General features: G+C 35.9%; 25 protein-coding genes and 1 riboswitch. Of the genes, 11 read left to right on the top strand and 14 right to left on the bottom strand.

Annotation, left to right across the window (positions count from 1 at the left end; translation table 11 throughout):
• Positions 1 to 2: 2 nt before the first annotated feature.
• From G440_RS0101575 to G440_RS0101565, 3 genes are read right to left on the bottom strand one after another with little or no spacing between them, the layout of a single operon-like run.
• Positions 3 to 797: an ABC transporter ATP-binding protein gene (locus tag G440_RS0101575; protein ID WP_026449686.1), complete on the bottom strand. Its 795-nt coding sequence runs from the start codon at positions 795 to 797 to the stop codon at positions 3 to 5.
• Positions 797 to 1,828 (bottom strand): FecCD family ABC transporter permease, encoded by a 1,032-nt coding sequence (locus tag G440_RS0101570; protein WP_026449685.1) that lies wholly within the window; start codon positions 1,826 to 1,828, stop codon positions 797 to 799. The genes G440_RS0101575 and G440_RS0101570 overlap by 1 nt, the downstream gene beginning before the upstream one ends.
• Complete coding sequence (locus tag G440_RS0101565; protein WP_245574812.1) at positions 1,828 to 2,928, bottom strand: ABC transporter substrate-binding protein; 1,101 nt, start codon at positions 2,926 to 2,928, stop codon at positions 1,828 to 1,830. Before G440_RS0101565 ends, G440_RS0101570 begins: the two co-directional genes overlap by 1 nt.
• A gap of 205 nt (positions 2,929 to 3,133) precedes the next feature.
• A riboswitch (cobalamin riboswitch) is annotated at positions 3,134 to 3,348 on the top strand.
• 30 nt (positions 3,349 to 3,378) lie between these two features.
• On the opposite strand from G440_RS0101565, the gene G440_RS0101560 reads away from it, so the two are divergent.
• From G440_RS0101560 to G440_RS0101535, 6 genes are all read left to right on the top strand, one after another.
• Positions 3,379 to 5,211: a TonB-dependent receptor gene (locus G440_RS0101560; RefSeq protein WP_034258761.1), complete on the top strand. Its 1,833-nt coding sequence runs from the start codon at positions 3,379 to 3,381 to the stop codon at positions 5,209 to 5,211.
• Between the two features lie 14 nt (positions 5,212 to 5,225).
• Positions 5,226 to 6,275: a DUF5074 domain-containing protein gene (locus G440_RS0101555; RefSeq protein ID WP_157417810.1), complete on the top strand. Its 1,050-nt coding sequence runs from the start codon at positions 5,226 to 5,228 to the stop codon at positions 6,273 to 6,275.
• Positions 6,276 to 6,368: 93 nt separating this feature from the next.
• Positions 6,369 to 7,661 carry a DUF5074 domain-containing protein gene (locus tag G440_RS19255; protein WP_051285071.1) on the top strand — a complete coding sequence of 431 codons (1,293 nt, stop codon included), beginning with the start codon at positions 6,369 to 6,371 and terminating at the stop codon, positions 7,659 to 7,661.
• The gene (locus G440_RS0101545; RefSeq protein WP_026449681.1) at positions 7,658 to 8,632 is read left to right on the top strand and encodes a T9SS type A sorting domain-containing protein; all 975 of its coding nucleotides are present in this window, start codon (positions 7,658 to 7,660) and stop codon (positions 8,630 to 8,632) included. The genes G440_RS19255 and G440_RS0101545 overlap by 4 nt, the downstream gene beginning before the upstream one ends.
• 69 nt (positions 8,633 to 8,701) lie before the next feature.
• A complete protein-coding gene (locus G440_RS0101540; protein ID WP_026449680.1) occupies positions 8,702 to 9,268 on the top strand; it encodes a PAS domain-containing protein in 567 nt (188 codons plus the stop codon).
• Positions 9,265 to 9,651: an acyl-CoA thioesterase gene (locus G440_RS0101535; protein ID WP_026449679.1), complete on the top strand. Its 387-nt coding sequence runs from the start codon at positions 9,265 to 9,267 to the stop codon at positions 9,649 to 9,651. The genes G440_RS0101540 and G440_RS0101535 overlap by 4 nt, the downstream gene beginning before the upstream one ends.
• Positions 9,652 to 9,714: 63 nt before the next feature.
• Here G440_RS0101535 and G440_RS19250 read toward each other — a convergent pair whose 3' ends face one another.
• Complete coding sequence (locus G440_RS19250; RefSeq protein WP_034258759.1) at positions 9,715 to 11,109, bottom strand: S41 family peptidase; 1,395 nt, start codon at positions 11,107 to 11,109, stop codon at positions 9,715 to 9,717.
• Positions 11,110 to 11,388: 279 nt separating this feature from the next.
• On the opposite strand from G440_RS19250, the gene G440_RS0101525 reads away from it, so the two are divergent.
• From G440_RS0101525 to G440_RS0101510, 4 genes are all read left to right on the top strand, one after another.
• Positions 11,389 to 11,895: an RNA polymerase sigma factor gene (locus G440_RS0101525; protein WP_026449678.1), complete on the top strand. Its 507-nt coding sequence runs from the start codon at positions 11,389 to 11,391 to the stop codon at positions 11,893 to 11,895.
• The gene (locus tag G440_RS0101520) at positions 11,882 to 12,319 is read left to right on the top strand and encodes a hypothetical protein (RefSeq protein WP_026449677.1); all 438 of its coding nucleotides are present in this window, start codon (positions 11,882 to 11,884) and stop codon (positions 12,317 to 12,319) included. Before G440_RS0101525 ends, G440_RS0101520 begins: the two co-directional genes overlap by 14 nt.
• Before the next feature lie 188 nt (positions 12,320 to 12,507).
• Positions 12,508 to 13,047 (top strand): DUF4252 domain-containing protein, encoded by a 540-nt coding sequence (locus tag G440_RS0101515; RefSeq protein ID WP_026449676.1) that lies wholly within the window; start codon positions 12,508 to 12,510, stop codon positions 13,045 to 13,047.
• Between the two features lies 1 nt (position 13,048).
• Complete coding sequence (locus G440_RS0101510) at positions 13,049 to 13,588, top strand: DUF4252 domain-containing protein (protein ID WP_026449675.1); 540 nt, start codon at positions 13,049 to 13,051, stop codon at positions 13,586 to 13,588.
• A gap of 210 nt (positions 13,589 to 13,798) precedes the next feature.
• Here the strand turns inward: G440_RS0101510 and purB are convergent, their stop codons facing one another.
• Together purB and G440_RS0101500 are read right to left on the bottom strand one after the other, a co-directional pair.
• Positions 13,799 to 15,142, bottom strand: coding sequence for an adenylosuccinate lyase (gene purB, locus G440_RS0101505; RefSeq protein ID WP_026449674.1), 1,344 nt, complete (start codon positions 15,140 to 15,142; stop codon positions 13,799 to 13,801).
• Positions 15,143 to 15,868: 726 nt separating this feature from the next.
• Positions 15,869 to 16,888 (bottom strand): helix-turn-helix domain-containing protein, encoded by a 1,020-nt coding sequence (locus tag G440_RS0101500; protein ID WP_026449673.1) that lies wholly within the window; start codon positions 16,886 to 16,888, stop codon positions 15,869 to 15,871.
• Between the two features lie 247 nt (positions 16,889 to 17,135).
• Between G440_RS0101500 and G440_RS21145 the strand changes: the two genes are divergently transcribed.
• Complete coding sequence (locus G440_RS21145; protein ID WP_157417808.1) at positions 17,136 to 17,282, top strand: hypothetical protein; 147 nt, start codon at positions 17,136 to 17,138, stop codon at positions 17,280 to 17,282.
• A gap of 478 nt (positions 17,283 to 17,760) precedes the next feature.
• On the opposite strand, the gene G440_RS0101485 is transcribed toward G440_RS21145, so the two are convergent.
• The 8 genes from G440_RS0101485 to G440_RS0101450 all read right to left on the bottom strand — a co-directional run bounded on the left by G440_RS0101485 (position 17,761) and on the right by G440_RS0101450 (position 24,526).
• Entirely contained in the window at positions 17,761 to 18,513 is a 753-nt protein-coding gene (locus G440_RS0101485) for a DUF6503 family protein (protein WP_026449671.1), read from the bottom strand.
• 157 nt (positions 18,514 to 18,670) lie between these two features.
• The gene (acs, locus tag G440_RS0101480; RefSeq protein WP_026449670.1) at positions 18,671 to 20,575 is read right to left on the bottom strand and encodes an acetate--CoA ligase; all 1,905 of its coding nucleotides are present in this window, start codon (positions 20,573 to 20,575) and stop codon (positions 18,671 to 18,673) included.
• Between the two features lie 140 nt (positions 20,576 to 20,715).
• Positions 20,716 to 21,174 (bottom strand): flavin reductase, encoded by a 459-nt coding sequence (locus G440_RS19240; RefSeq protein WP_245574811.1) that lies wholly within the window; start codon positions 21,172 to 21,174, stop codon positions 20,716 to 20,718.
• Positions 21,175 to 21,349: 175 nt separating this feature from the next.
• Positions 21,350 to 21,634, bottom strand: coding sequence for a TIGR03643 family protein (locus G440_RS0101470; protein ID WP_026449669.1), 285 nt, complete (start codon positions 21,632 to 21,634; stop codon positions 21,350 to 21,352).
• A gap of 2 nt (positions 21,635 to 21,636) precedes the next feature.
• Positions 21,637 to 22,041, bottom strand: a complete 405-nt coding sequence (locus G440_RS0101465; protein ID WP_026449668.1) for a DUF2452 domain-containing protein — start codon at positions 22,039 to 22,041, stop codon at positions 21,637 to 21,639.
• A gap of 14 nt (positions 22,042 to 22,055) precedes the next feature.
• Positions 22,056 to 22,220, bottom strand: a complete 165-nt coding sequence (locus G440_RS21140) for a Lacal_2735 family protein (protein WP_034258756.1) — start codon at positions 22,218 to 22,220, stop codon at positions 22,056 to 22,058.
• Positions 22,221 to 22,440: 220 nt separating this feature from the next.
• Complete coding sequence (locus G440_RS0101455; protein ID WP_026449667.1) at positions 22,441 to 23,784, bottom strand: MBL fold metallo-hydrolase; 1,344 nt, start codon at positions 23,782 to 23,784, stop codon at positions 22,441 to 22,443.
• A gap of 79 nt (positions 23,785 to 23,863) precedes the next feature.
• Positions 23,864 to 24,526 (bottom strand): peroxiredoxin, encoded by a 663-nt coding sequence (locus G440_RS0101450; RefSeq protein WP_026449666.1) that lies wholly within the window; start codon positions 24,524 to 24,526, stop codon positions 23,864 to 23,866.
• Between the last annotated feature and the right edge of the window lie 45 nt (positions 24,527 to 24,571).

The following is a 24,571-nucleotide window of genomic DNA, read 5'->3' as shown; positions in this document are numbered from 1 at the left end:
TGTTATTTCTTTATTATAAACCGTCCCGTTTTCCCATCAAAATCTATGGTTTCTTTTGGGAATAAAGTATCAAATCTTCCAGCCTCAATCAGCTTGCAAGGTTCATCAAAATAAGTTTTGTCTTTTGCCATCACGAGCATTTTATCGGTAAGCTGAATTGCCAGATCTATTTCGTGAGTGGAAAAGAATATCGTTTTTTTAGATTCCGAAGCTAGTTTTTTTAGCAATTTCAAGACATAAGCACGGTGGTAAATATCTAAATGAGTTGTGGGTTCGTCCAAAATTATGATTGGTGTATCCTGCGCCAAAGCTCTAGCAATTGCAACGCGTTGCATTTGCCCATCGCTGAGTTCAAAACACTTTCTATGGGCTAGAGAAGCGGTTTCTGTAGCTTTAAGAGCCGTGTTTACTGCTTTTTTATCTTCTTCGGAAAGAGAACCCATCCAATTAGTGTAAGGTTGTCTTCCAAGGGAAATCATTTCTAAAACCGAAAGATTCTTGGAGGCGGGTGCTTCTGTTAAAACTACGCTTAAATGAGTTGCAAGCTGGAAAGAGGAATATTCCACTAGGTTTTTTCTGTTCAGGAAAACTTCACCATTTAAAGGAGTCTGCATTCCCGTTAATGACCTAAGAAGTGTAGATTTTCCAATTCCATTTGCGCCAACAAGGCCGACTAATTCCCCTTTGGAAATAGAGAAGTTGATGTTTTTCCCAATTACGGAATCACCTTTTTTATTCGAATATCCTACTGTTAGATTTCGAGCTTCTAAAATGGTATGTTTTTCTTCTGTAACCATTAAAAGAAAAGTTTTCGTTTCCGTACCAACAGCCAAATAACAACAGGCGCTCCTATTAAGGAAGTAATTGCATTTATTGGCAGCGTAAATTCGCTAAACGGCAATTGTGCCACAGTATCGCAAATAAGCATCAGTAAACTGCCACATAGCAAAACGGCCGGCAATAAAACCAAATGATTTGATGTTTTATAAAATTGTCGAACCAAATGCGGTACAGCCAAACCAACAAAGGCGATTGGACCAACAAAGGCCGTAATTCCGCCCGCAAGAATACTGGTTGCTAAAATGATTATAAACGTGGTTCTTTTTATATGAAGTCCCATGCTTTTCGCATAGTTTTCACCTAAAAGAAGTGCGTTTAGTGATTTACTGCTTGCAATGCTCAAAAGTAATCCCATCACAAAGCAAATGCTCAAAATCAGTACGCCTTGCCAAGATTGGTTTCCCAGACTTCCAAAGGACCAGAAAATATATTGTTGCAGTTGTTCAGCGTTGCTGAAATAGGATAACACAGAAACTACCGCCGTTGTAACACTCCCGAACATCAAGCCAATTATTAGAATAGCCATCGTGTCTTTTATTCTGAAGGTCACTGCCAAAACAGCCATTAACACTAGGAAACTTCCTAATCCTGCAGCGATTACGAGACTCCATTGGCTCAATAACATAGTGCCGAAAAATCCTCCAAAAGCACTCGCGCCTAATATTAAAATTGCGACACCCAAACTAGCGCCGCTGCTTAAGCCTAATACAAAGGGCCCAGCCAACGGGTTTCTAAATAAAGTTTGCATCAGCAATCCTGAAATGGCCAAGCCACCGCCGGCAAGCATTGCGGTAATTGCTTTTGGTAATCTGTAATCAATCAAAATGTACCGCCAGGTTTCTTTTGAAGCCCCATTGCCGAGAAAGACGGAAACTATTTCACCTAATGGAATGGAAACCGAACCCATACTTAAATTCACCAAAAAGGCTACGAGCAGCATCAGAAAGAGAACAATAAAATGGGTTCTATATGTTTGGGCCGTCTGCATTACTGAAGCTTGTTGAAAAAATAAAGTTCATATTCTGGCAGGAGTTCTGGATGTAAAATTTTTACGTGATCTTTTAAAACCAAATCGGGTCGGTTAGGTGCTAATTCAAAATAAATTACACCTCCTGTTGGGCCTTTTTTCATACTATAGGAATAAACATCACCATCTTTAAAAGCTTTAAATTGAGCGTAAGCTTGACTCGCATTTTTTATTTCGTCCATACTCGTGAATTGTCCAGGGCCAATCCATACTTCGGCTTCGTGACCTTTTTCAATTACTGATTCCAGATTTAGTGATAAGCTTCCTGTTCCACTGGTATTTTTCCACAGGTATTTCCCATTGGCATCTTCAATAAATTTCGCAGCCCAACTATCTCCTTGTGGCATATACCAGACGTCTTTAAACATAGCGCCACTAATGACTGTAGGTGTTTTGGAAGCTTTTGATGCTGTTTCTTTAGCAGAAAGATATTCTTTTTCAATGGAATTAAAAATACTGTCTGCTCGTTTTTCTTTTTTAAATAGCAGTCCGAAAAATTTGATCCATTCCGCTTTTCCCATAGGTGAAGTTTCCGTCCAATCAGAATTATACAAGACTGGAATCCCTGTTTTTTGAATGGTGGAAAAAGTTGAATTGTTGCCGTCAATGGCAAAGCCAATAACCACATCAGGATTTAAATCGATTAGAATTTCGGTGTTTATATCTTCATTTTTCCCGAGTTCGGTAATTTTTCCTTCTGAAATCCTTTCGCGAGTTTTTTCCGAAGAGATATAACTTAAGTTTGGAAAACCCACCAAACTTTCAATTTCGCCTAACATTTCCAAAGAGGGAATATGAGTGGTAGAAGTTACAACCAGTCTTTTCACGGGAATTTGAACCACTGCATCATAATCTTCAGGGTTTGGAAGGGATCCATTTTCTTCAACTAAAGCGTATTTAAATGTTTGTTCAGTTCCCGGCCAAGGATTTGTAAGTGTAATAATTTTATACCCATCAAAAGTGCTTACCTCAAAGCTTTTAGCGTATTTAATACTTGACTCACTTATTATAGAGGAAGCGGTTTTCGTGCTATTTTTAGTTTCATTTTTACATGAAAACATGGTAATGATTAGAAGAAAATAAAAAATAATTCTATGGTAAAATGTCATCGTTGCTTGGTTGTTTCACAGTCCCGATAGCTATCGGGAGCACAAAGGTATCACAAAGTTTCACAAAATGAATATATCTTCTATGGTCCTTGATATTGATCTATGGCTCTTTGCGAAACTTCGTCAAATAACCTTTCCCATCCTTAATAATTACTTCTATCTTTGCACCGAATTTAGGTGAGTAGATTTTCACGATGAAAAAACACTCTTAAAAGGGAATTCGGTTATAATCCGAAGCTGTTCCCGCAACTGTAAGTCGGCCCAAATATTTTGGGTGTGCATACTTCAAAAACCACTGTCCATAATATTTTTTAGGGCGGGAAGGTAGCACCACAGACAAGCCAGGAGACCTGCCAAATTCATAACATAAAATCAACAAACTTTCGGGATAAAGGTTGCATTATGAAACAACAAGGTTTCCATATTATATTCATGCTATTGCTGTGCACATTTGCTGCTCAGGCACAACTTGACGCCATTCAGGAATTGCCAGAGGTGGTTCTGGCAGATGCCAAACTCCTTCATTTTTCTAAAGGTTTTAAAGTTGAAAAGCTCAGCGATTCTGTTATTAAAAGAAATGCCACATCCTTAACGGAAACACTTCGGTATAACTCTTCAATTTACTTTAAGGAAAATGGTTTTGGAATGGTTTCATCTCCATCTTTTAGAGGAACAAACGCAGCACAAACCGCTGTTATCTGGAATGGAATAAATATTAACTCCAACTTTACGGGACAAACCGATTTCAATACAATTTCACCATTAAATTACGATGCTATTTCCATAAGAAGTGGCGGTGGCGGGGTGCAATACGGAAGTGGGGCTGTGGGTGGAAGTATTCATTTAAACAACAACTTTTCTTTTGATAAAACTAATTCCACTAACCTTGGATTGCGTTATGGAAGTTTTTCCACAATCGCCGCAAATGCAAGTACAACACAAAGTTGGGACGATCATTATTTGAATGTGGGTGTAGATTTTATAAGTTCTGAAAATGATTACGATTATGTCGGGAAAAGTAAAACCAATAACCACGGACAGTTTCTGCGCTTTTCAGCTAAAGTAAATGAGGCTAGAAAATTGAAAAATGGTTTTGCTTCTTGGAACTCAGAATATTCGTATAACGATCGTAATTTTTCGGGCAGCTTAAACACTTTGGGGAGAGATGCTTACAAAGATATCAACACTCGAAACCTTTGGCAATTACAACAAAATATTGGTGTTTTTACTACGAAAGCAAGCTTTGCTCACCTATTTGAAGAATACAAATATTTTCCGAGTAGCGAAAAATACTATTACGAAGGAGGAAAGGCAAATACATTTATAGGAGCTCTTCAAACTGAGGTTTTTCTTCTTAAAAAGCTTCGTTTAAATGGAAAACTCGAATATGATTATGTTAGTGCGAGCGGAGAGAATGTTGGTGATAACTCGCGAAAAACTTTGGCAGCCGTGGTTTTGCTAAATCATAAAATATCTGATAAACTCAGCTATGGAGTCAATCTTCGGAAGGAGTTTTTAAATGATTTCGACAACCCATTTCTGTTTTCGGCAGATGCGAAATGGAAACTCACGAATAATTATGCGCTGCGTTTAAATGGTTCTAAAAACTACCGTGTTCCTACTTTTAACGATTTGTATTGGTATGCCGGCGGAAATTTTCAATTACAGCCAGAAACTTCGTATCAAGTGGAAGTTGGACAGGATTTTGTCTTTGGAAATTTAAAAGCGGATGTTGCCGCTTATTATATTTCCTCTAAAGATTTAATAAAATGGATTCCAGGAAACGGTGGTCTTTGGGTTCCGGTAAACATCAATAAAACTGAAAACTATGGCGTTGAGGTAAATTTGAATTATGCCTTTAATTTTAACAAACGGAATAGATTAAGCCTCAACGCCAATTATTCTTATACGAAAGCTGAAGATTTGGAAAAAGAAAAGCAGCTTATTTATGTGCCTTTTCATAAAGCAGGAGGTTCTTTGCAATATGATTCTAAAAATTTGTCCGCATACATTCAAGGTTTGTTTAATGGGGAAGCCTTCACAACAACGGACAATAGCGACAGGGTAGATGCTTATTCCGTTTTTAACATAGGAATTGATTACAAGTTTGCTTTTATTCCAAATATCACCTTTGGTGGGCGATTAAAAAACGTTTTTAATACCTATTACGAAAATGTTGCTTACCGACCTATGCCTTCAAGAAGTATCGAAATATTCCTAAACTTTAATATATAACTAAAATGAAAATCATGAAAAAACTATTGCTTTTATCTCTTACCACTTTGCTGTTTATTTCCTGTAGCAGTGATGACGATAATACCTCGTCAGAATATATACCTGATGATTATGAGAAAGGTGTTTTTATTACTAATGAAGGCCCTTTTAACAACGGAAGTGGTACTATCACTTATATTTCTGAAGACTATAGCACCGTAGCTCAAAGTATTTATAAAAGTGTAAACGGATTCGATCTTGGGAACATCGTGCAATCGATGGGTTTTGAAAATGACAACGCATATATTGTTGTAAATAATTCAAATAAAATAATGGTTGCCAACCGTTATACGTTTGAAAGTGTAGATTCAATAAAAACAGACATTGCAAGTCCACGTCATTTTATAGGAGCTTCAGGAACTAGGGGCTATGTTACTAATTGGGGAGATCCAAATGATAATTCAGACGATTTCGTTGCGGTACTCGATTTAAGATCTAATGAGGTTGTTACTACAATTCCTGTAGATTTTGGTCCTGAAAAAATGGTTTCGCATAACACTAAAGTATATGTTGCTCACCAAGGTGGTTACGGTCAAAACAATCTGGTTTCAGTGATTTCTGGAATTTCCGTAGAAAAAACAATTACTGTTGGCGATGTTCCAAATTCAATGGTGGTTTCTGGAAATGAGTTATATGTGCTTTGCGGTGGAACTCCAAGCTATGCTGGTACTGAAACTTCGGGCTCTTTGGTAAAAATAGACCTTTTAACAGAAACGGTAACGGATACTTTCAACTTTGCAACTACAGATCATCCAACAAATTTAACCGCTGATGGAAACAATCTTTTCTACAGCCTTAATGGAAAAGTTTATAAAGTAAATACATCTTCAGTTACATTACCAGGTACTGGAATCATCGATGGTCTCTTTTATGCGTTAAAGGCAAAAGACGGAAAACTTTACGCAACAGATGCGGGAGATTTTGCTAGTAAAGGTTCTTTAAAAATATTTGATCTTTCTACCAATCAAGAAATTCAGGATTTCCAAACTGGAATTATTCCTGGTGGAATTTATTTTAATGAATAAATGGACATTATTTACTGATTGAAAAAAAGGAATTTTTGAATTATAACGATGAGAGGATTCTTTTTTATTTAAGCTTTAAAAAACCAAATTCTTATGAAAAATTATTACAAAAGTTCATTATCCCTATTCACTGCTATCCTTTTTACTGCTTTTGGATTCGCACAAGACTATTTAGAAGGAGTATTCATTTTAAATGAAGGCATGATTGGAACAAACACTGCTTCAGTTTCATTTTTAAATCAATCTGGAACACTCGAAAACAACATTTTTTCCAATCAAAATAATGGAATGGAATTGGGAGATACAGGCCAGGGTATGGGACTTACCCAAGATTTTGCGTATGTGGTACTAAATTATAGCAATGAGGTTAAAGTTATAAACAGAAATACATTTGAATTAGTAACAAGTATCACAGACCAACTGGTCAACCCACGCAACATTGCCTTTTACGGCGATAAAGGATATGTGACTAATTGGGGAGATGGCGGAGATGTAAATGACGATTATATTGCTATTATTGATCTGGCAACAAGTACCATTACGGGAACAATTCCTGTTGCTGAAGGACCAGAGCGTATTCTCCAGAAAGACGGAGTTCTATATGTTGCACACCAGGGAGGTTATGGTCATGGAAATACTATTTCCGTTATTGATCTCGCTACAAACTCTGTAGAGGTAATTACAGTGGCAGATGTTCCATCTTCCTTGAAAATTGACGATAATAATCTCTATGTGTTGTGTAGTGGGAAACCAGATTGGACTGGCGATGAGACTATTGCAAAACTTTATAAAATAGATTTAACAGATTTCAATAATGCTGAAGAATTCACTTTCGAAGCTGGACAGCATCCAGGATTTTTAGGATTGGATGAAACCAATCTATATTATTTGCTCGGTACAAGTATCTATAAAATGGCTTTGGACGATACATCGCTTCCGACCACCACTTATATTGAAGCTGGTGCAAACGGAGCGCAATTAGCCTACGGTTTTGACAAAATTGACGACAAACTTTATTTGGCAGATGGAGTAGATTACGTCAGTGCCGGAAAGGTTTTTGTTTATTCTGAAGACGGAAATTTTATTTCTGAACACATGGTTGGCCATCTTCCAAATGGATTTTACAAATGGGAAGATGAGACCGCTAATATCGAAGAGGTTTCGCATACTTCAGTTTTAGTATACCCAAATCCAACTTCAGGTTCTTTTAGATTGAATACTTCTGAAAATGCAGAAATAACGATTTATGATTTCTTGGGAAGACATATTAAAACGGTAACATACAATAATCAAGCTATTTCCACAGCAGAATTAAATGCTGGTGTATATCTCTTTCAAATTGAAATGAAAGGTAAAACGACTACCCAAAAATTAGTTGTAAAGTGAAAAAATTAGTTTTTATTTCATTATTAGCCACAATTGTCGTCAATGCCCAAAGCTATCCTCCCGCAGCGGGACAGCTGGGCTCGACGGCTATTGCTGCGGATAACCAGAGCTTTATTTCGTGGGCTACAGGAATTTCGGTAGTTCGTGGTCACGTAGATCTTTCTAATCCTGACTTTGAAGCCAGCGGCAGTAGTTTTGCAACCTACGGCGAGCCGGAAAATGCGTTAGGACTAGCAAATAGTACCGCTGTTAGTTTGGGAGATGCCGGAGAAGCGATTCTAACCTTTGACAGACCTATAAAAGATGGGCCAGGTTTTGATTTCGCTGTTTTTGAAAATAGTTTTAGCGATACATATTTGGAACTAGCCTTTGTTGAGGTAAGTTCTGATGGCACTAATTATTTCCGCTTTCCATCGCATAGTCAAACCCAGACCATCGTTCAAGTGGAAGGGTTTGGAAATATAGATCCAACTTACATCAATAATCTTGCGGGAAAATATAGAGCAATGTTCGGAACGCCATTTGACATTTCAGAACTGGAAGACAATCCTTTATTAAACAAGAATAAGATCACTCATATAAAAATCTTGGATGTTGTTGGCAGTATCGATTCAGAATATGCTCGCTATGATAGTTTTGGCAACGCAATAAACGATCCGTTCCCTACACCTTTCTATTCAAGTGGATTTGACTTGGATGCCGTAGGTGTTATTAATGAGCAGGTTTTGGGTGGTGTAAAGAATCAGAATTTTGAGGTTTCAATTTATCCGAATCCAGTTTCCAATATACTTTTTATAGAAGTGAATGGAGCTGCACAAATAACAGGTTACGATTTACAAGGCAGGATGATTATTTCCGAAATGTTTAAAGATAAGACAAAGGTAGATGTTTCGGTATTACAAAGTGGAACTTATATAATTACTATTTCATCAGGAGAGAATAGTGAGCAATATAGGTTTGTAAAACAATAGCTAGAGTTTCCTGATATTCAGAATTTAAATAAGTAAATAAACTGGCTTTCAATAATAAGAGAAGAAGTTATGGGAAATTATAATTTATGGAATATGACGGGACTCGATGTTTTCCTGCAATCATTAAATGAAGCGGATCGAAAAAAATATAAAAAGGAAATCCAACCACATCAGGATATATTTCCTTTAAAAAGCTGGGGGCTTTCATCAGATTTTTTTTCTCCTACCAACTTAATAAACGCTCGTAAAAAGGATAAGGAAGCATTGATGCTCTTGTCAAAACAATTTCAATGGAAAACAGATATTACCGAAATTCTTAAAAATTCATACGAAGCCTTAGTTGTAACGGATACCTTTCAGAATATAGTATGGACAAATCCTGGATTTTTTGAAATGACGGGATATTCTGAGACTTATGTTATTGGCAAAAAACCTTCTTTTTTACAAGGAGCGGAAACCTCGACTCAAACAAAGCGCGCTATCAGAGAAAAGCTTCTTGCGGGTAAACCGTTCACCGAAAAAGTTTTAAACTACAAGGAAAATCAACAGCAATATTGGTGTCAGATTCAGGTTTTTCCTATGTATACCAAATCTCATCAAACCCATTATTTAGCATTAGAAACTGAATTGATATGACAGTAGAAGAGCGAATTGAAAAGAGTGAAACACGAATATTTAAAGCGGTTTTTCCGAACACCACAAACCATTACGACACTCTTTTTGGAGGAACAGCTATGCAGTTAATGGATGAAGTGGCTTTTATTACAGCCACGCGATTTAGCCGACATAGAATGGTCACTGTTTCATCGGACAAAATAGATTTTACTAAACCCATACCAGCCGGAACCATCATAGAATTAATTGGCAAAGTGTCTTATTTAGGAAGAACGAGTCTAAAGGTTAGGGTGGAAATATACATTGAAGAAATGTATTCTTACAGTCGGGAAAAGGCCGTGAGCGGTGAATTCACTTTTGTAGCCATAGACGAAGATAAAAAGCCGATTAAGGTGCTTTCATAGACATCTTAAACTTCTATAAAAATATTTCAGAAGCACGGATTAATCCAAGTGAAATCAATAGAATTAATTTCCAATCATATTCCCATCAATAGGTGAATTTGCTTGACTATCTGAAATCTCTTTCAAAACCTTAAAATCTTTTTTTAATGGCATGGGTCTTCCAGCAATTTCAGAAAGTGCTGCTGCGAGTAAAGGCTCGTTTTCTTCACCCAATTGGCCGAGGTTGAAATAATTTTCCTTTAACTGGATCTGTGGGAACAGACCATCTACAAAATCAGTGTTTCCTGCAACGTTAGAGGTTTTAAAAACCAATGGAAGCATTGCGTATTTGTGCGTTGAAACCGCATTAGCTCTGCTGAAATCCGGTGCTGGAGCATCATAAAGCAGAAAAGAAGCCTGAAATTTACCAGTAGTTGTATCGCCCACTTGAACGGTGTTTATATAGGGGTTAAGTCCGTTGATAACTAATTCGCTGGCAGAAGCAGTTCGTTTGGTGGTTAATATATAAACATTGCTGAGGTTAAGACTGTTTATAGATGAGCCATTACTTATAGAACTGTCAAAAAGACCATCTTTTGCGTTTGCAGCTTGGCGATCTTCATTCCAAAATTCCTTATAAAAAATCTGTCCATTAAATTGGCCAGTAATCATACTTGCCAAATCGGTTGCAGTTTCTACAGCACCACCACCATTATACCTAAGATCCAAAACTAGGTTGGTGACTCCTTCGGCTTTAAATTGCGCAAAGGCGTTATTAAGTTGGGTGTCGTAATTTTTTATAAAACTATTATATACCAAATAACCAATTTTTTCACCGTTCACATCTAAGGTTTGCGCTTTGTAAACTGGATTTTCATTGTATTGCGTCTTGTTTAATAAAACCTCTTCCCCAGTTTGGGTGAAACTGTTCCCGTCAAAAGTTGCAAGGCCAATGGAATAACTATTTGGGGCGAGTAAATCGTTAAAATTATTTGCTGTTAGTTGTTGCCCATCAATACTGGTGAACAAATCACCTCGCGTTATACCTTGAGTTTCTGCATCGGTATTTGGCAGAACGTAGCGCACATAACCAAAAACATTGTTGCTGCCATCGGGATAATACACTAAACCAAACTCCATCCCGTTGCTTAGGCTTATTCCGCTAAGAGCGTCTTCAATTACGGTGAAATCACTGTAGAGATTGCTAAATCTATCCTGTGGAGACTTTAGATAATCAAACAAAGATTCGGGAGAATCATAACTATTTAAAAAAGCATCAAGATCACTTTGGTTTGTAAAAGCATCGTTGGCAAGTTCTGGCTTGTCTGCTTTATAGAGGTAATAATAATTTAAACCGCGGTAAATAAAATTTTGAATATCAAGCGTAGAGGCCTGTTTAAAGTTATCGTCCATATCTTCAAAACACGAAACGAATAAGACAGAAAGCGCTAAAAGTGGAATGAAGATTCTTTTTTTCATAGAATGTTTTTACAGATGTTTGAATTAAACAGGTAAATTAGGAATATTATTGTAATGGTAAAAATATGATTTTTTAGTTGAAATTGGATTAGATGGGAAGCTTTCTATTTAGGAAATAGTAATGGAACAGGGAAAAGATTTACCACGTCCCGATAGCTATCGGGATCACGAATAAATTCAATTTAATCTTGAGGAAAAATGTCAGGATTGATTTTCAATGTAACAAAAAATAACTCGGTTCGTCATTAAGATAGAAGCCGGAAGTAGAATCTAACCAAAATGACCAAAACAGAATTCACCAATTTAGTATTGCCCTTTAAAGACAAGCTATATCGTTTGGCCAAAAGGATTTTGGTTTCTCAGGATGAAGCTGAAGATGCCGTGCAAGAAGTATTTTTGAAGTTGTGGAGAGGAAAGGAGAAGATTGCAAATTATAAGAGCCCTGAGGCATTTGCAATCACTATGACAAAGAATTATTGTTTAGACCGGTTAAAATCGAAACAGGCTTCCAATTTAAAAATTGTGCATAGCAATTATCAGACTTCGGAAAACATTGAAAAGAATATTGAGGCGAATGACGGAGTTGAAATGGTTTTCAAAATAATGGAAACCTTGCCCGAGCAACAAAAAATAGTGCTTCAATTGCGAGACGTGGAACAGTTTGAGTTTTCGGAAATAGCAAAAATGCTGGATAGCAACGAAACAGCGATTAGAGTAGCACTTTCACGTGCAAGAAAAACAGTTAGAGATACAATGATTAAGAAATATAATTATGGAATCAGTTAAAATAGAAAAATTGCTAGACGCCTATTTTGAAGGCGCTACAAGCCTTTCAGAAGAAAAAGTTTTGCGAGATTATTTCAATAATGAAATGGTGGCAGATCATTTAGTGCAATATAAACCGATTTTTATTGGTTTAAAAGCTGCAAAAGAAGAACGTTCAACAAAAGAGATTGAACTGCCTGAAAACCATTCAAAAATCAATAAAACTTGGTGGTATTCAATCGCAGCAATGCTAATAGTTGCTTTAGGAGTAGCAGGATTTTATTTTTCACAACCACAATATACACAAGAAGAAAAAGAAGCTTTAGTGGCTTTTGAAAAAAGTAAAGATGCCATGCTATTTCTTTCAGAGAACTTAAACAAAGGTGCGGAACGACTCACATTTGTAGATCAATTTGAAATAACGAAGGATAAAATTTTTGAGTAATTTCAAAATAAATACCAAGTACCAAGTACTAAATTCCAAAAAATAACCAAAAAGAATATAATTGAACCTAAATAAAGATTTTGACGATAATCCCTTTAGGGTTTGGGTAATATTGTCAAAATCTGTTCAAAATACACAACAAGTAATAGAAATAAACAATAGGAATACACAATAAAAAATAAATAACGATGAAAAAAATAGCACTAATAATCGCACTTGCCATTGCTCCCATGGTTTCCTGGGCTCAGAATGCCTTCGATTCTTTTGAAAACGAAAAAGATGTATCATCAGTAGTGGTCACTAAAAATATGTTTAAACTTTTGAGTAAGATGGATCTTAATTCATCCGACCCAGAGGCGCAGGCATATCTTAAAATGGTTAATGATCTAGATGATATCAAGATTTTTACAACCGATAATCCTACAGTAGCAAAAAAGATGGATGACGCTGTCGCAAAATATATTTCCAGCTCTAAAAGTTTGGGAGAATTGATGCGTGTAAAAGAAGATGGTAAAAACATCAAGTTCTATAGTAAAGAAGGGAAAAACGAAAATTACGTGAGTGAACTTTTAATGCACTTGGACGGGATGGTTGATGGTAAACCTACCACAATTATAATGAGCATTACGGGGAATATAGACTTGAAGCAAATTTCAAAATTAACCCAAGAATTAAAGATTCCTGGAGGTGATCAATTGAAGAATATCGATAAAACGAAAAAGCAATAATATGGTACTTACTAGATATGTTATAGCCTTTATTCTTGCCGCAACCGCGCTTACTTCCTGTAGCGAAAAATCTTTACAGAAGTATCTTGTGGAAAAACAAGACGATGCTAAGTTTGTGAAAATGGACCTCGCTGCCAGCTTGCTTCAGGGAAAAGATAGTAATTTCTCTCAGGAAGAAAAGGATATCCTAAACACTATAAAAAAGGTAAATGTTGTCGCTTACCCAATAAAAGATGGAGATACTGCTGATTTTGAAAAGGAAAGAAATGAATTGAAGACTATTCTTGATGGAGCGCAATATAAAGAGCTCACTCGAATGAAAAGCAAGGATTGGAACGCAACTTTAAAATATACCGGTGAAGAAGACGCTATTGATGAGGTGATTGTTTTTGCCAGTGATGATAAGCGTGGCTTTGCCGTCATTAGGCTGTTGGGTGAAAATATGCGTCCGGACCAAATGATCAAACTTATGGAATCTGCCGAACGTGGAGATTTGGATATTTCCAAATTCAGCGGGCTCGGAGAGATATTTAAAGATTAAGTTAGTTGATTAATAGAAAGAAAAAGGCTTCACCGAAATATTGGATGAAGCCTTTTTTAATTGATCGTTATCGTAGCCCTCGAATGCACGAATAAAATGGATTGCTGTCCTGGATAATATCCATTACCTTGACGAACTGATTTTTGCATGGTGCCGCAAACCCACAATAAACATTCGTGAATTCGTGGTAAGCCTTTTTTATCCTTCTTCTTAAATCCCTGTGTAATTTCCAGGAGTAATGTTTCGCATTTCCTGCTTTACGCTTTCGGGTATTTCCAAGGTTTCAATAAAATTCGCCATGGATGTTTGATTGATTTTTTCGTTGGTACGGGTTAGGCCTTTTAACGCCTCATACGGATTTGGGTAGCCCTCACGACGGAGAATGGTTTGGATTGCCTCAGCCACAACTGCCCAATTGTTTTCTAGGTCTTCTGCGAATTTTGGTTCATTCAACAATAATTTTCCTAGACCTTTTAAAGTAGAATGAAAGGCGATTAACGTATGGCCAATGGGCACCCCAATATTTCTTAAAACCGTACTATCCGTAAGATCGCGTTGCAATCTGCTAATAGGAAGTTTTGCCGAAAGATGTTCAAAAAGCGCATTTGCAATTCCTAAATTTCCTTCACTGTTTTCAAAGTCTATAGGGTTTACTTTATGTGGCATCGCGCTTGAGCCAACTTCACCTTCTTTAATTCTTTGTTTAAAATAGTCCATCGAAACGTATGTCCAAATATCTCTATCTAGGTCTATAAGAATTGTATTGATTCTTTTTAGCGCATCAAAAAGAGCTGCCATATGATCGTAATGCTCAATTTGGGTAGTAGGGAAAGAGTGGTTTAATCCTAAAGTACCTTCCACGAAATGTTTTCCAAAAGCTCTCCAATCAATACTTGGGTAGGCAACTTTATGCGCGTTGAAATTTCCTGTAGCACCGCCAAACTTAGCGGCACTCTTTATATCGTTCATCAGGTCGAACTGTTCTTCAATTCGAACAACAAAAACTTTTATTTCTTTTCCAAGACGTGTTGGAGATGCAGGTTGACCGTGCGTTCGCGCAAGCATGGATACATCTGCCCAGTTTTCCGACAGTTCTTGTAACTTATCCTTCAGCTCCATTAAAAGTGGCACGTAAACATTGTTGATGGCATCCTTTAATGAAAGTGGAACCGCAGTATTATTAATATCCTGCGAAGTCAATCCGAAATGAATGAATTCTTTGTATTTGTGTAGCTGTAATTCGTCAAACTTATCTTTGATAAAATATTCAACCGCTTTTACATCGTGGTTGGTGATCTTTTCAGTTTCCTTAATTTTATTGGCATCTTGTACGGAAAAATCGAGATATAACTTTCGTAATTCAGGAAAGAGGCTTCTGTCAAAATCACTTAACTGTGAAAGATCAAGCTCAACGAGAGCGATAAAATATTCAATCTCTACCTGTACACGGTAACGAATGAGTGCCTCTTCAGAAAAATAAGGGATAAGGCTTGATGTTTTTGACGAGTATCTCCCGTCTATGGGCGAAATGGCTTGTAAAGCGTTGGTGTACATGTTTTAAATTTTAAGAGGGCAAAGATACGTAACTCTACTGAGTTAAAAGGAAAGCCTCAATTATAAAATGAAGTTGCATTTTGCTGAATGTATTAATGAAATATTAATGAAAATATTCTTTAAGATAATGCATGGTTAAATTATAAGTACTTCTTTAAATTTTGTGATTGATTTGTGCTAGAGTAATTTAGGAGGGGTTTAATTTTATTAGTGAAAAGAAAGATGAGTTACTAATTTAAAAATAAATTGTTCTGAGCACTCAAAATCAACAAAAGGATTCTCACAGTCAACAACAGAATCAGCACAGAGATCCACAAAATCAGCGTAATTCACAGGAAGAAGAGTAGTGATTTGTTAAAAATGAATTCCTTTTTATTTTTTGAAAATGGAGAAACCCCTAAATCAACACAATGAGAAAGGGGTTTCCTATTGTGGGGATATAAAGGGGGAGTGAATTCAATTAAAAGTATTGAAAGATTTAGTTCAAATAAAGAATTAAACGGCTAAGCATATTAAATTGATTCTACTTAATAATTATTTGAAATGGGGAAACTTTTGTAAAGGAAGAAGGAGGTGTAAATATAACTGAATTTATTGAAAATTAATACTTTGCGTTAAACATTATTTCATATGAGTTAATAAAGTAGGTTTTTTCTTAATAATTTAGCTGAATAGAAAAATGCTATGAAAATAAGACCTCAGTCAAAATATATTTGACTGGGGTTTTTATTTATTCCTATATTTTTTTCTAAACTCTGAAGGTGATATGGAATGTTTCTCCTTAAAAATTTTGGAAAAATAACTTTTGCTGGAAAGTCCAATGGCATTTACAATTTCTGAAATACTTAAATCAGTTTTTGTAAGTAGGTTATAGGCTGCTTCCAGCCGCTTCATTTGTACAAAGTTATTTACCGTCGTGCCATAAAGCTTTTTGAAACCTGCTTGTAGTTTATTGACATTTAATCCAGATTCCTTGGCCAAATTTTCTACGCTTGGAATATCTGAGATATTACTTTCTATAAGGTTTGAAATATGGTGAATTTGTTTCAATTCGGAAGAGCGAAGGAGCATTCTGCTGTTTTCGTCCATTTGGTCATCTTGATACTGAAGGATTTGTTCCGTTAGAATTTGATAGGCCATTCCTTCTAAAAAAAGCTTTCTTGTAAAGCTTTCAGCTGTAAACTCGAGCATTTCATTGAGAATTTCTGCAATTCCCAAGCTGTAGTTTCCGTTGTAATAAAAAGCTCCGTCACCCTTTATGTCTTTAAAAAGAATTTCCAATTCGTCGTCAAGACTGTTTATATCACATTCCATTTTGGATTGGAATTCTTTTCTATCAATTTCTAGACTATTGACATTAGTTTTTTGATTTGCGTTAAAAAAAAGAACATGACCATTTTGCTTACTGCTCGCAACGATAGCACTTTGATATTGTTCAATTTTATGAAGATTTTCCTCATTTTCGAAACGATGCAATAACAGACCTTCAATCGTATAAAGGAATTTTAATGGATGTACATGATTTATCACAAAGTTAATCTCCATATCCTCTTTAAAAAGACAATCGTATTGGATAAGACCCAAGCCACCTTCAAAATTAATTCCACGGATACTGCCTTTACCAACGGAGGGTGGTAGTTCTAAAAGATATTCTCCACAATTTTCAGTATATGTTATATTGAAAAGCTTAGCAATATCTCGAATCACATCTTTTAATGGAAGCGAATTAACTTCTATAGAGTTCATTGGACGGTTTTTTTAAATTACATCTGTGAAATTACTGATAATGGGATGAAGTTTGTTTAATTAGTTCAGTTTTTTGAGTTGTAACATTTACTATGGATTATCAATAATGCGACGAATTACGAAAATTTAAAGTTTAAGTATTTGTAAACAAGTCTAATAGCGTTAGATTTTGTTTGTTATGGGATAGAATATTATTATTTATTATACTAAATTTAACGAAGTAAATAATACTAATAAAAAAAACGCTATGAGTACTTCAGACAAAAACAAACCAGGGAATAAAAAGGATCAGCAGACAAGTAAAACAGGACAAAATCCTAAACAAGACCCTAAAAAGGATCCAAATTACGATCCAAAGAAAGATTCTAGCATGAATCCGAAAGCTACTAAATAATAGTAGAATCCTCACTAATGATCAGTTAGTTGATTGTTATTAAAGTGAAAGACCTATAGAGTTTCATTTCTATAGGTCTTTTTCAGTTTAGATTACCGAATTAATCTAAATAGTGTCTCGGTTTCTTGCGGCGTTCAATAAAAAAAGAGACCACTAGAAGGGCAGCCAAAACGTAAAAAATTATTTTGGCGGGTTCAATTGGACCGAATCCCAATCCTAAAAAACCCAGGATAGCGGTCACTACTGATAGGAATAGAAAAATAAATGTCCAAACCATAATGAAGAAATTGAGGGGTTTATAAAAAGCTCACGATCAGGACAATAAATGTAATGAAAAGTTAAAATTTTAACTAATCTAATACACATAATTTTTAACCCGTTTCCATCAGTATTTTAAATATTGAAAGATGGCTTTAGGTTTTAACATTCTTCCTAAAAAAAATGAATCTCAACACATTTCATCATATATTTGATGTTATTATTCCGCAGTTACGGAATTAACAGAAATATGCTCCGTTTTAATATCTGAAAGAAGTTCAAGTTTGCCTTCAGTAAACAAATCTCCCAATGTCTTTAGATCGACATTCCTCCACGGTTCTGCTTTATAGTTTTTATAATCTACAAATCGTATACCATCGATTGTTCTTGAGTTATAGGCTTCTCTAAAACGTATTCCTCCTTTTCCTGTGTAGAATTTATAAGCGAAATAATCGACTGTAAAATCCCCGTGATTTATCCAATACATATAGATGTCGTCGTAATCTGTTCCGCCTCCTTCTTGCTTAAAAGTGACCTTTATTTCGTAATATTTCTTTTCCTTTATAGTTGTTTCTCCAACCAACTCTTTTATAACTGCGGCAGAATTTAATCCATACGGCAATTGGACAAAGTAATGAACAGAGTTCACTGAATTCGCATATTTTGAAGCTGTAGAATCTGGTAAGTCAACTTTGTTTTCATTTAGTAGCTGTTGAAAACCGGTATTGGTCACCATATCCGTTTTTGTGCCCAAGGAATCGGAAGAACTGCGGGTTAGTTCAAATTTTCCATTTTGTCTCTTGCTGCTGTACTCTGTGTCTCGAAAAGTGAATTTAATTTTCGCATTTTCATATTTTTGCCCGCCGGCATTTTCAATTGTCTTGTCAATAATTTCCTGTGCGGTAAGTTGTTTTTCCTCCTCTTTGCAGGAATTAAACAGTACAAAAAGGATAATCAGTGGGAGATATTTCATAGAATTTTATTTTTTTCAAAGATACCAATGGTTGTTGAATAAGATAGCAAGCATTCCAATTAGTGACTGAAATATTTTCAGGCAAGAATCAGAAAAATCTGGTATTTAGAAGATATCAGTTTCTTTATTAAATAATTGTCAAACTTTATTTTCTGTTTTACAATGCTTCATCCATTATCTCTTGTACTATTTCAGGATTTAAAAGTGTAGAGATATCCCCTAGATTACTCGTTTCTTTTTCAGCGATTTTTCTCAGGATTCGGCGCATTATTTTCCCACTTCGTGTTTTGGGAAGACCAGTGGTAAACTGAATTTTATCCAGCTTCGCAATCGGCCCAATATGTTCTGTAATAATCTGATTAATTTCCTTGCGTAGATTATCGTGTAAACGACCTTCGCCTTTCTCCTTTAAAATCACGAAGCCATAGAGTGCATTTCCTTTTACGTTGTGCGGAAATCCTACGATTGCACTTTCTGAAACTGCCGGATGTTCGTTAACAGCGTCTTCAATGGGCGCGGTTCCTAAATTATGTCCAGAAACAATTATTACATCATCAACTCGGCCTGTAATTCGGTAATAGCCCGTGCTATCCCGAAGTGCGCCATCGCCGCAGAAATAATAGTTTTCAAAGGTTGAAAAATAGGTTTCCTTATAGCGTTGGTGGTTATTCCAAATGGTTCGCGCCATTCCGGGCCACGGAAACTTAATGCAAAGTCTACCGTTTACTGAATTTCCTTTTAACTCCTTGCCATTTTCATCCATTAACGCGGGTTGAACTCCTGGTAATGGTAGTGTGGCATATGTGGGAATGGTTGGCGTAGAATAGGGAATGGGTGAAATCATAATTCCACCGGTTTCTGTTTGCCACCACGTATCTACAATCGGACATTGTTTCTTGCCAATATTATCGTTATACCAATGCCAAGCCTCTTCGTTAATGGGTTCCCCAACGCTGCCTAAAATCTTCAGGGATGAAAGATCGTGGCTTTCCGAAAAATTCTGTTCTTTGGCTAAAGCACGTATGGCAGTAGGTGCCGTGTAAAATTGATTCACTTTATGTTTTTCGATGATTTCCCAAAAGCGACCAAAATCTGGATAAGAGGGAACCCCCTCAAATAGAACTGTGGTAGCGCCATTTGCCAAGGGACCGTACACAATATAGCTATGTCCCGTAACCCAACCAATATCCGCAGTACACCAAAACACATCATTTTCACGATACTGGAATACGTTTTTAAACGTATGTGCGGTAAAAACCATATACCCGGCAATGGTATGAACCATTCCTTTTGGTTTTCCTGTGGAGCCGGAAGTGTACAATATAAATAGCGGATCTTCGGCATCCATAATTTCGGGCTCACATTCATTGCTAGCAGCATCCAATAAAGGTTGTAGCCACTTATCCCGGTTTTCTACCATCTTTATTTCAGAATTAATCCTTTTTGCTACCAAGACCGTTTTTACACCTTCACAATTTTCCAAGGCTTCATCAACAATTCCTTTTAAATCTATTGTTTTATTTCCGCGGAAGGAACCGTCGCTGGTGATTACCAATTTACAATCAGAATCATTAATGCGCATGGAAAGGGCAGAGGCCGAAAACCCAGCAAAAACTACAGAATGAATAGCGCCAATTCGGGCGCATGCAAGCAATGAAACAGCCAACTCTGGAATCATTGGTAAATAAATACAAACGCGATCACCTTTTTGAACTCCGTGGTTTTGTAAAACATTTGCAAACCTACAAACCCGATCGTGCAGTTGGCGATAGCTAATATGTTCTGCCATTTCCGTAGGATCATTGGGTTCAAAAATAATCGCGGTTTTATCGGCGTGTGTATATAAATGCCGATCGATACAGTTTTCTGTTATATTTAACTGCGCTCCTTTATACCAAGCGAATTCAGCTTCTGAAAAATCATATTCCAATACTTTATCCCATCGTTTTCGCCATATAAAATTCTCTTCGGCTATCTCTTCCCAAAAACCTTCAGGATCGCGAACCGATTTACGATATACTTGAAAATATTCTTCTAAATTTTTTATGTGATAATTGCTCATAATAGTGGGATTTGAATGGGTAAGTAGGAATTTACTTCTTTAGATTCTGAAATCTACTCAAATATCAAGATTATTGGGCATATTTCAACAGATTTGAGCTGAAAATATAAATGAAAAGATTTCAACTGAAATATACGGTTCTATTTAAACTCAGGAACTTCGGGTAATCTAACAAAGGGATGTTGTTCTAATTTGGTGAGGGAATAATAAGTGTTTAATCCTGAAATTCCCACTGCATTTGTTTCTTGCAGATCAATATCTTCATCTAATGAATGCATTTTAGGAAGTACTAATTCCACTATTTCACCTATCACCAAAAATGTATCATTTAGAGCGATATCTATTTTTTCCCTAAAGCAAAGCCCCATTTTGAATTTTCTCTCTTTTACAAAAGGTGCTTTAAAGTCATCCAAATATTCTTCGGTAAGATCACATCGATTAAATTCAGAAATGTCTTTTCTAAATTTTCCAGAAGTATAATGTGCATTTTTTATAAATTCGGGATGAATGTGATTTATGGTATAATAACCAGTTTCTGATATATTGGTAAAAGTGTGGCCTACGTCTTCTGTTTTTGGACGCGAGATAAAGCCTACCAACGCGATTACTTCCCAAATGAATCACACTGCTGAAAATAGCAAGATTGGTTTTACCTTCTATGTCTATGGTGCCAATGAGATTGGCCGGTTTTACTCCAGTAACTGAATTTATTATTTTCAATCGGGTAATCCGATCTAAATTTTCAATATCCTTTTTTCTGAAATGCATAGGGAATTACCTTTTACTAATTTTATTTCCCGATATCGCTTTTTGTCTATAGCATTTAAAACGGGTGATTTCGGAGCTTCGCTTTTTTAGATGCTTTTTACTAACGTTGCTGTTTACGCGTTTTCTCCAAAGTTTGAAGCTGCTTTCTTTTAAATTGCCGCGCATTATTTTAATAACTTCTTTTTCAGGAAACCCAAATTGAAAATCAATGGCTTCAAAAGGAGTTCGGTCTTCCCAGGCCATTTCGATGATGCGGCCTAGTTGTCTTTCGGTCAATTCTTTTTCGGTCATTTTTAATTTATTTTCTCCCAAGTTTGACCTACATTTAAATAGAAACTGCCAAGAAAATTAAATTTGCAAGTCTCTGGCTCGATTAAAGAAAGAAAGGATTCTCCAGTTTCTCTTTTATAAAGATGATAAACCTGTCCGATTATTGGTTCAAAACTAAAGCGTGAATTGAAGATAAGCTGATTATATTCAAATTCAGCAATCATTTTTTCATATTCTGATTTTAACTCTGAATACTTAGTTTTTATCTTATGATTTACTTTATTAATACTTCTGTTTTTCCAGGCCGTTGTAACGGTAGCGGTAATAACTGGTGCTCCTAACGAAGTTGCATAGGGTTTTAGGGCAGCGTCATATTTTTGTTTTTCAATATTAAAAGCTACTTGATCTGGCTTTTTATCTTCTTTCATTTGCCTCAATTGATTTAATCAAGTTTTTCAATTTGCTTTAAAACTTCTGAAGCTTCAAAAGCTTTTTGATCGCTCATTTTTCTATTAGTGGTTGAAAGCGTATATGCTTCCTTAAGAAGCTTTTCATACTGCGTTTGTAATTTTTCCTTTTCCGATTTCTTCTTGAATATACTGAACATTGGGCTAGATTTTATTTTGTTGAAAAATACAAAATGTTTAATAAATTTGCTTATTTCTTAAACAAAAGTAAGGTTAAACAATAGCTAAACGCTAAATGGTTTTAATTTACGATTGAAAATATTAGCTAAAACCATAAAAAAAGCCCTTGATTTTCTGTTCAAGGGCTTTAATTTTTAACCTGCTAACTATCGCTGGCAAGCAATTTTATAATTGATCTAACTAAACTTTAAAATCATTCACTTTTTCACTTAAATCAAAAACCTTGATATCATCCATCAAATTATCGACAATACTACTTCCAGAAGCACTTCTATACCCTCCTGCGCAGTGAACAAGTATAGGTCTATCTGTTGGGATTGCTTCTTCAGAATCTCTCAATTCGTTAAGAGGAATATTTATCGCGTTTTCAAAAAACTTACCTTGGGCAACTTCACCTCGGTTTCTGATGTCGATAATGGTGTAGGCTTCGTTATTCTTTTTGAAATCTTCAAGATCAAACTTATCTGAATTAACAAAAGTCTTGTTTGAAAGTGTGACTACAGCTTCAATTTGGGTTTCGTAACCTATTTTAGCAATACGATCAAGAATTTCATCTTTATCGTTTATAGAATTTAAGACTAAATAGAACTTCTCATTAGGTTTAACAATAGCGCCGAGCCAAGTTTCTAACTTGTCACCTTCACTGCGAGCCATGATATTTATACTGCCTAAAAGATGGTTCTTTTTAAAATCTGCCTCATCTCTAACATCTATTATCAAAGCGTTTTCAGGAAGTTTGTCAATTCCAATTTTAAGAGAAACATCACCGATGTTCTTTTCGAAATTGTCTGCGCCACTTTTATTCATATCTACGTCAAATCCAAAATAGGAAGGGATAAATGGTTGGTCGCTTAAAATGTAATCAACGAATTGTTCTTCGGTTTGTTTTTTAAATGCCCAATTCCCAACGCGTTCATTTCCTAAAGTGCTAGAAGAATCTGTGCTCATGTTTTTACCACATAACGAACCTGCTCCGTGAGCTGGGTATAATATAGTATCATCCGGTAAATGATTAAATTTATTTTGAATAGTGTCGAACATACTTTTAGCGAGTTTTTCACGAGTAGCTCTCATGTTTCCAGCTTTTTCACGTAAATCTGGGCGTCCAACGTCGCCAATAAATAAAGTATCTCCCGAGAACATGACGTGATTTTCCTTGTCATCTTTTGCAATTATTGTAATCCCGTCTGGAGAATGCCCCGGCGTGTTGATTGCAGTAAAAATTGTTTTCCCCAATTTTAGCGTATCGCCATCATCAAAGGTTTGATGCGGATAATTTGCGCCTACCAATTTACTGACATAGATTGTTGCCCCGGTTTCTTGGTGTATTTGTAAGTGACTGCTCACAAAATCGGCATGTGGGTGAGTTTCAAATACAGCTACAATTTTTGCATTGTTTTCTTCGGCATATTTATAGTACGGCATAGGATTTCTGGCCGGATCTACCAAAGCCATTTCGCCTTCACTAATAATAGCATAAGAGTAATGCGCTAGTGGTTTATCTTGAAATTGTTTTATTGTCATTGTTTAAAGGGTTTTATCTGATTGAAAACTAATTAGATCAGCCTTGAATTTTACAAACGCAAGGCTGATCTAAGATAAATTAAATATTTTTCATAGCTAAATACCAATCTACTTTTTTCAGTGAATCATCCGCTAATCGGTTGTTAAGTTCGTCTAAGGTTTTTGGTGGGCCAACAATTACTTTATCTCCTTTTTTCCAATCTAATGGCATGGCAACTTTGTGTTCGTCAGAAATCTGAAGTGCTTCCAAAGCACGTAAAATCTCATCCATATTTCTACCTACGTTTAATGGATAATACATAATCAAACGTATTTTCTTGCTAGGATCTATAAAGAAGACGGCACGTACAGCAGCCGTTTCACTTTCATTGGGTTGTAGCATTCCATAAAGCTTTGCTACTTTCATGTCTATGTCTGCAATAATAGGGAAATCAAAGTAAACACCTGTGTTTTCCCTTACATTTTGAACCCATCCCAAATGTGCGTGAATACTGTCAATACTCAAGCCTAAAAGTTCTGTATTTAAAGCATCAAACTCGCCTTTTCGCTTTGCAAATCCGCTTAGTTCAGTGGTGCAAACTGGGGTGAAATCTGCAGGATGCGAAAACATAACTACCCATTTATCTTTGGCGAAGTCTGAAAATTTTATTTTTCCTTTTGTTGTATTTGCCTCAAAGTCTGGAGCCTTATCACCAATTCTTGGCATTGCGTTCACTTGTGGTATTTCTTGATTTGTTTCCATAATAATTAGTTTTTACCGTTGTAGTTTAAAAATTGAATAAAATTA

This window comes from Aequorivita capsosiphonis DSM 23843 (assembly GCF_000429125.1).
Taxonomy (GTDB): Bacteria; Bacteroidota; Bacteroidia; order Flavobacteriales; family Flavobacteriaceae; genus Aequorivita; species Aequorivita capsosiphonis.
This window is presented reverse-complemented; position numbering and strand designations above follow the sequence as displayed.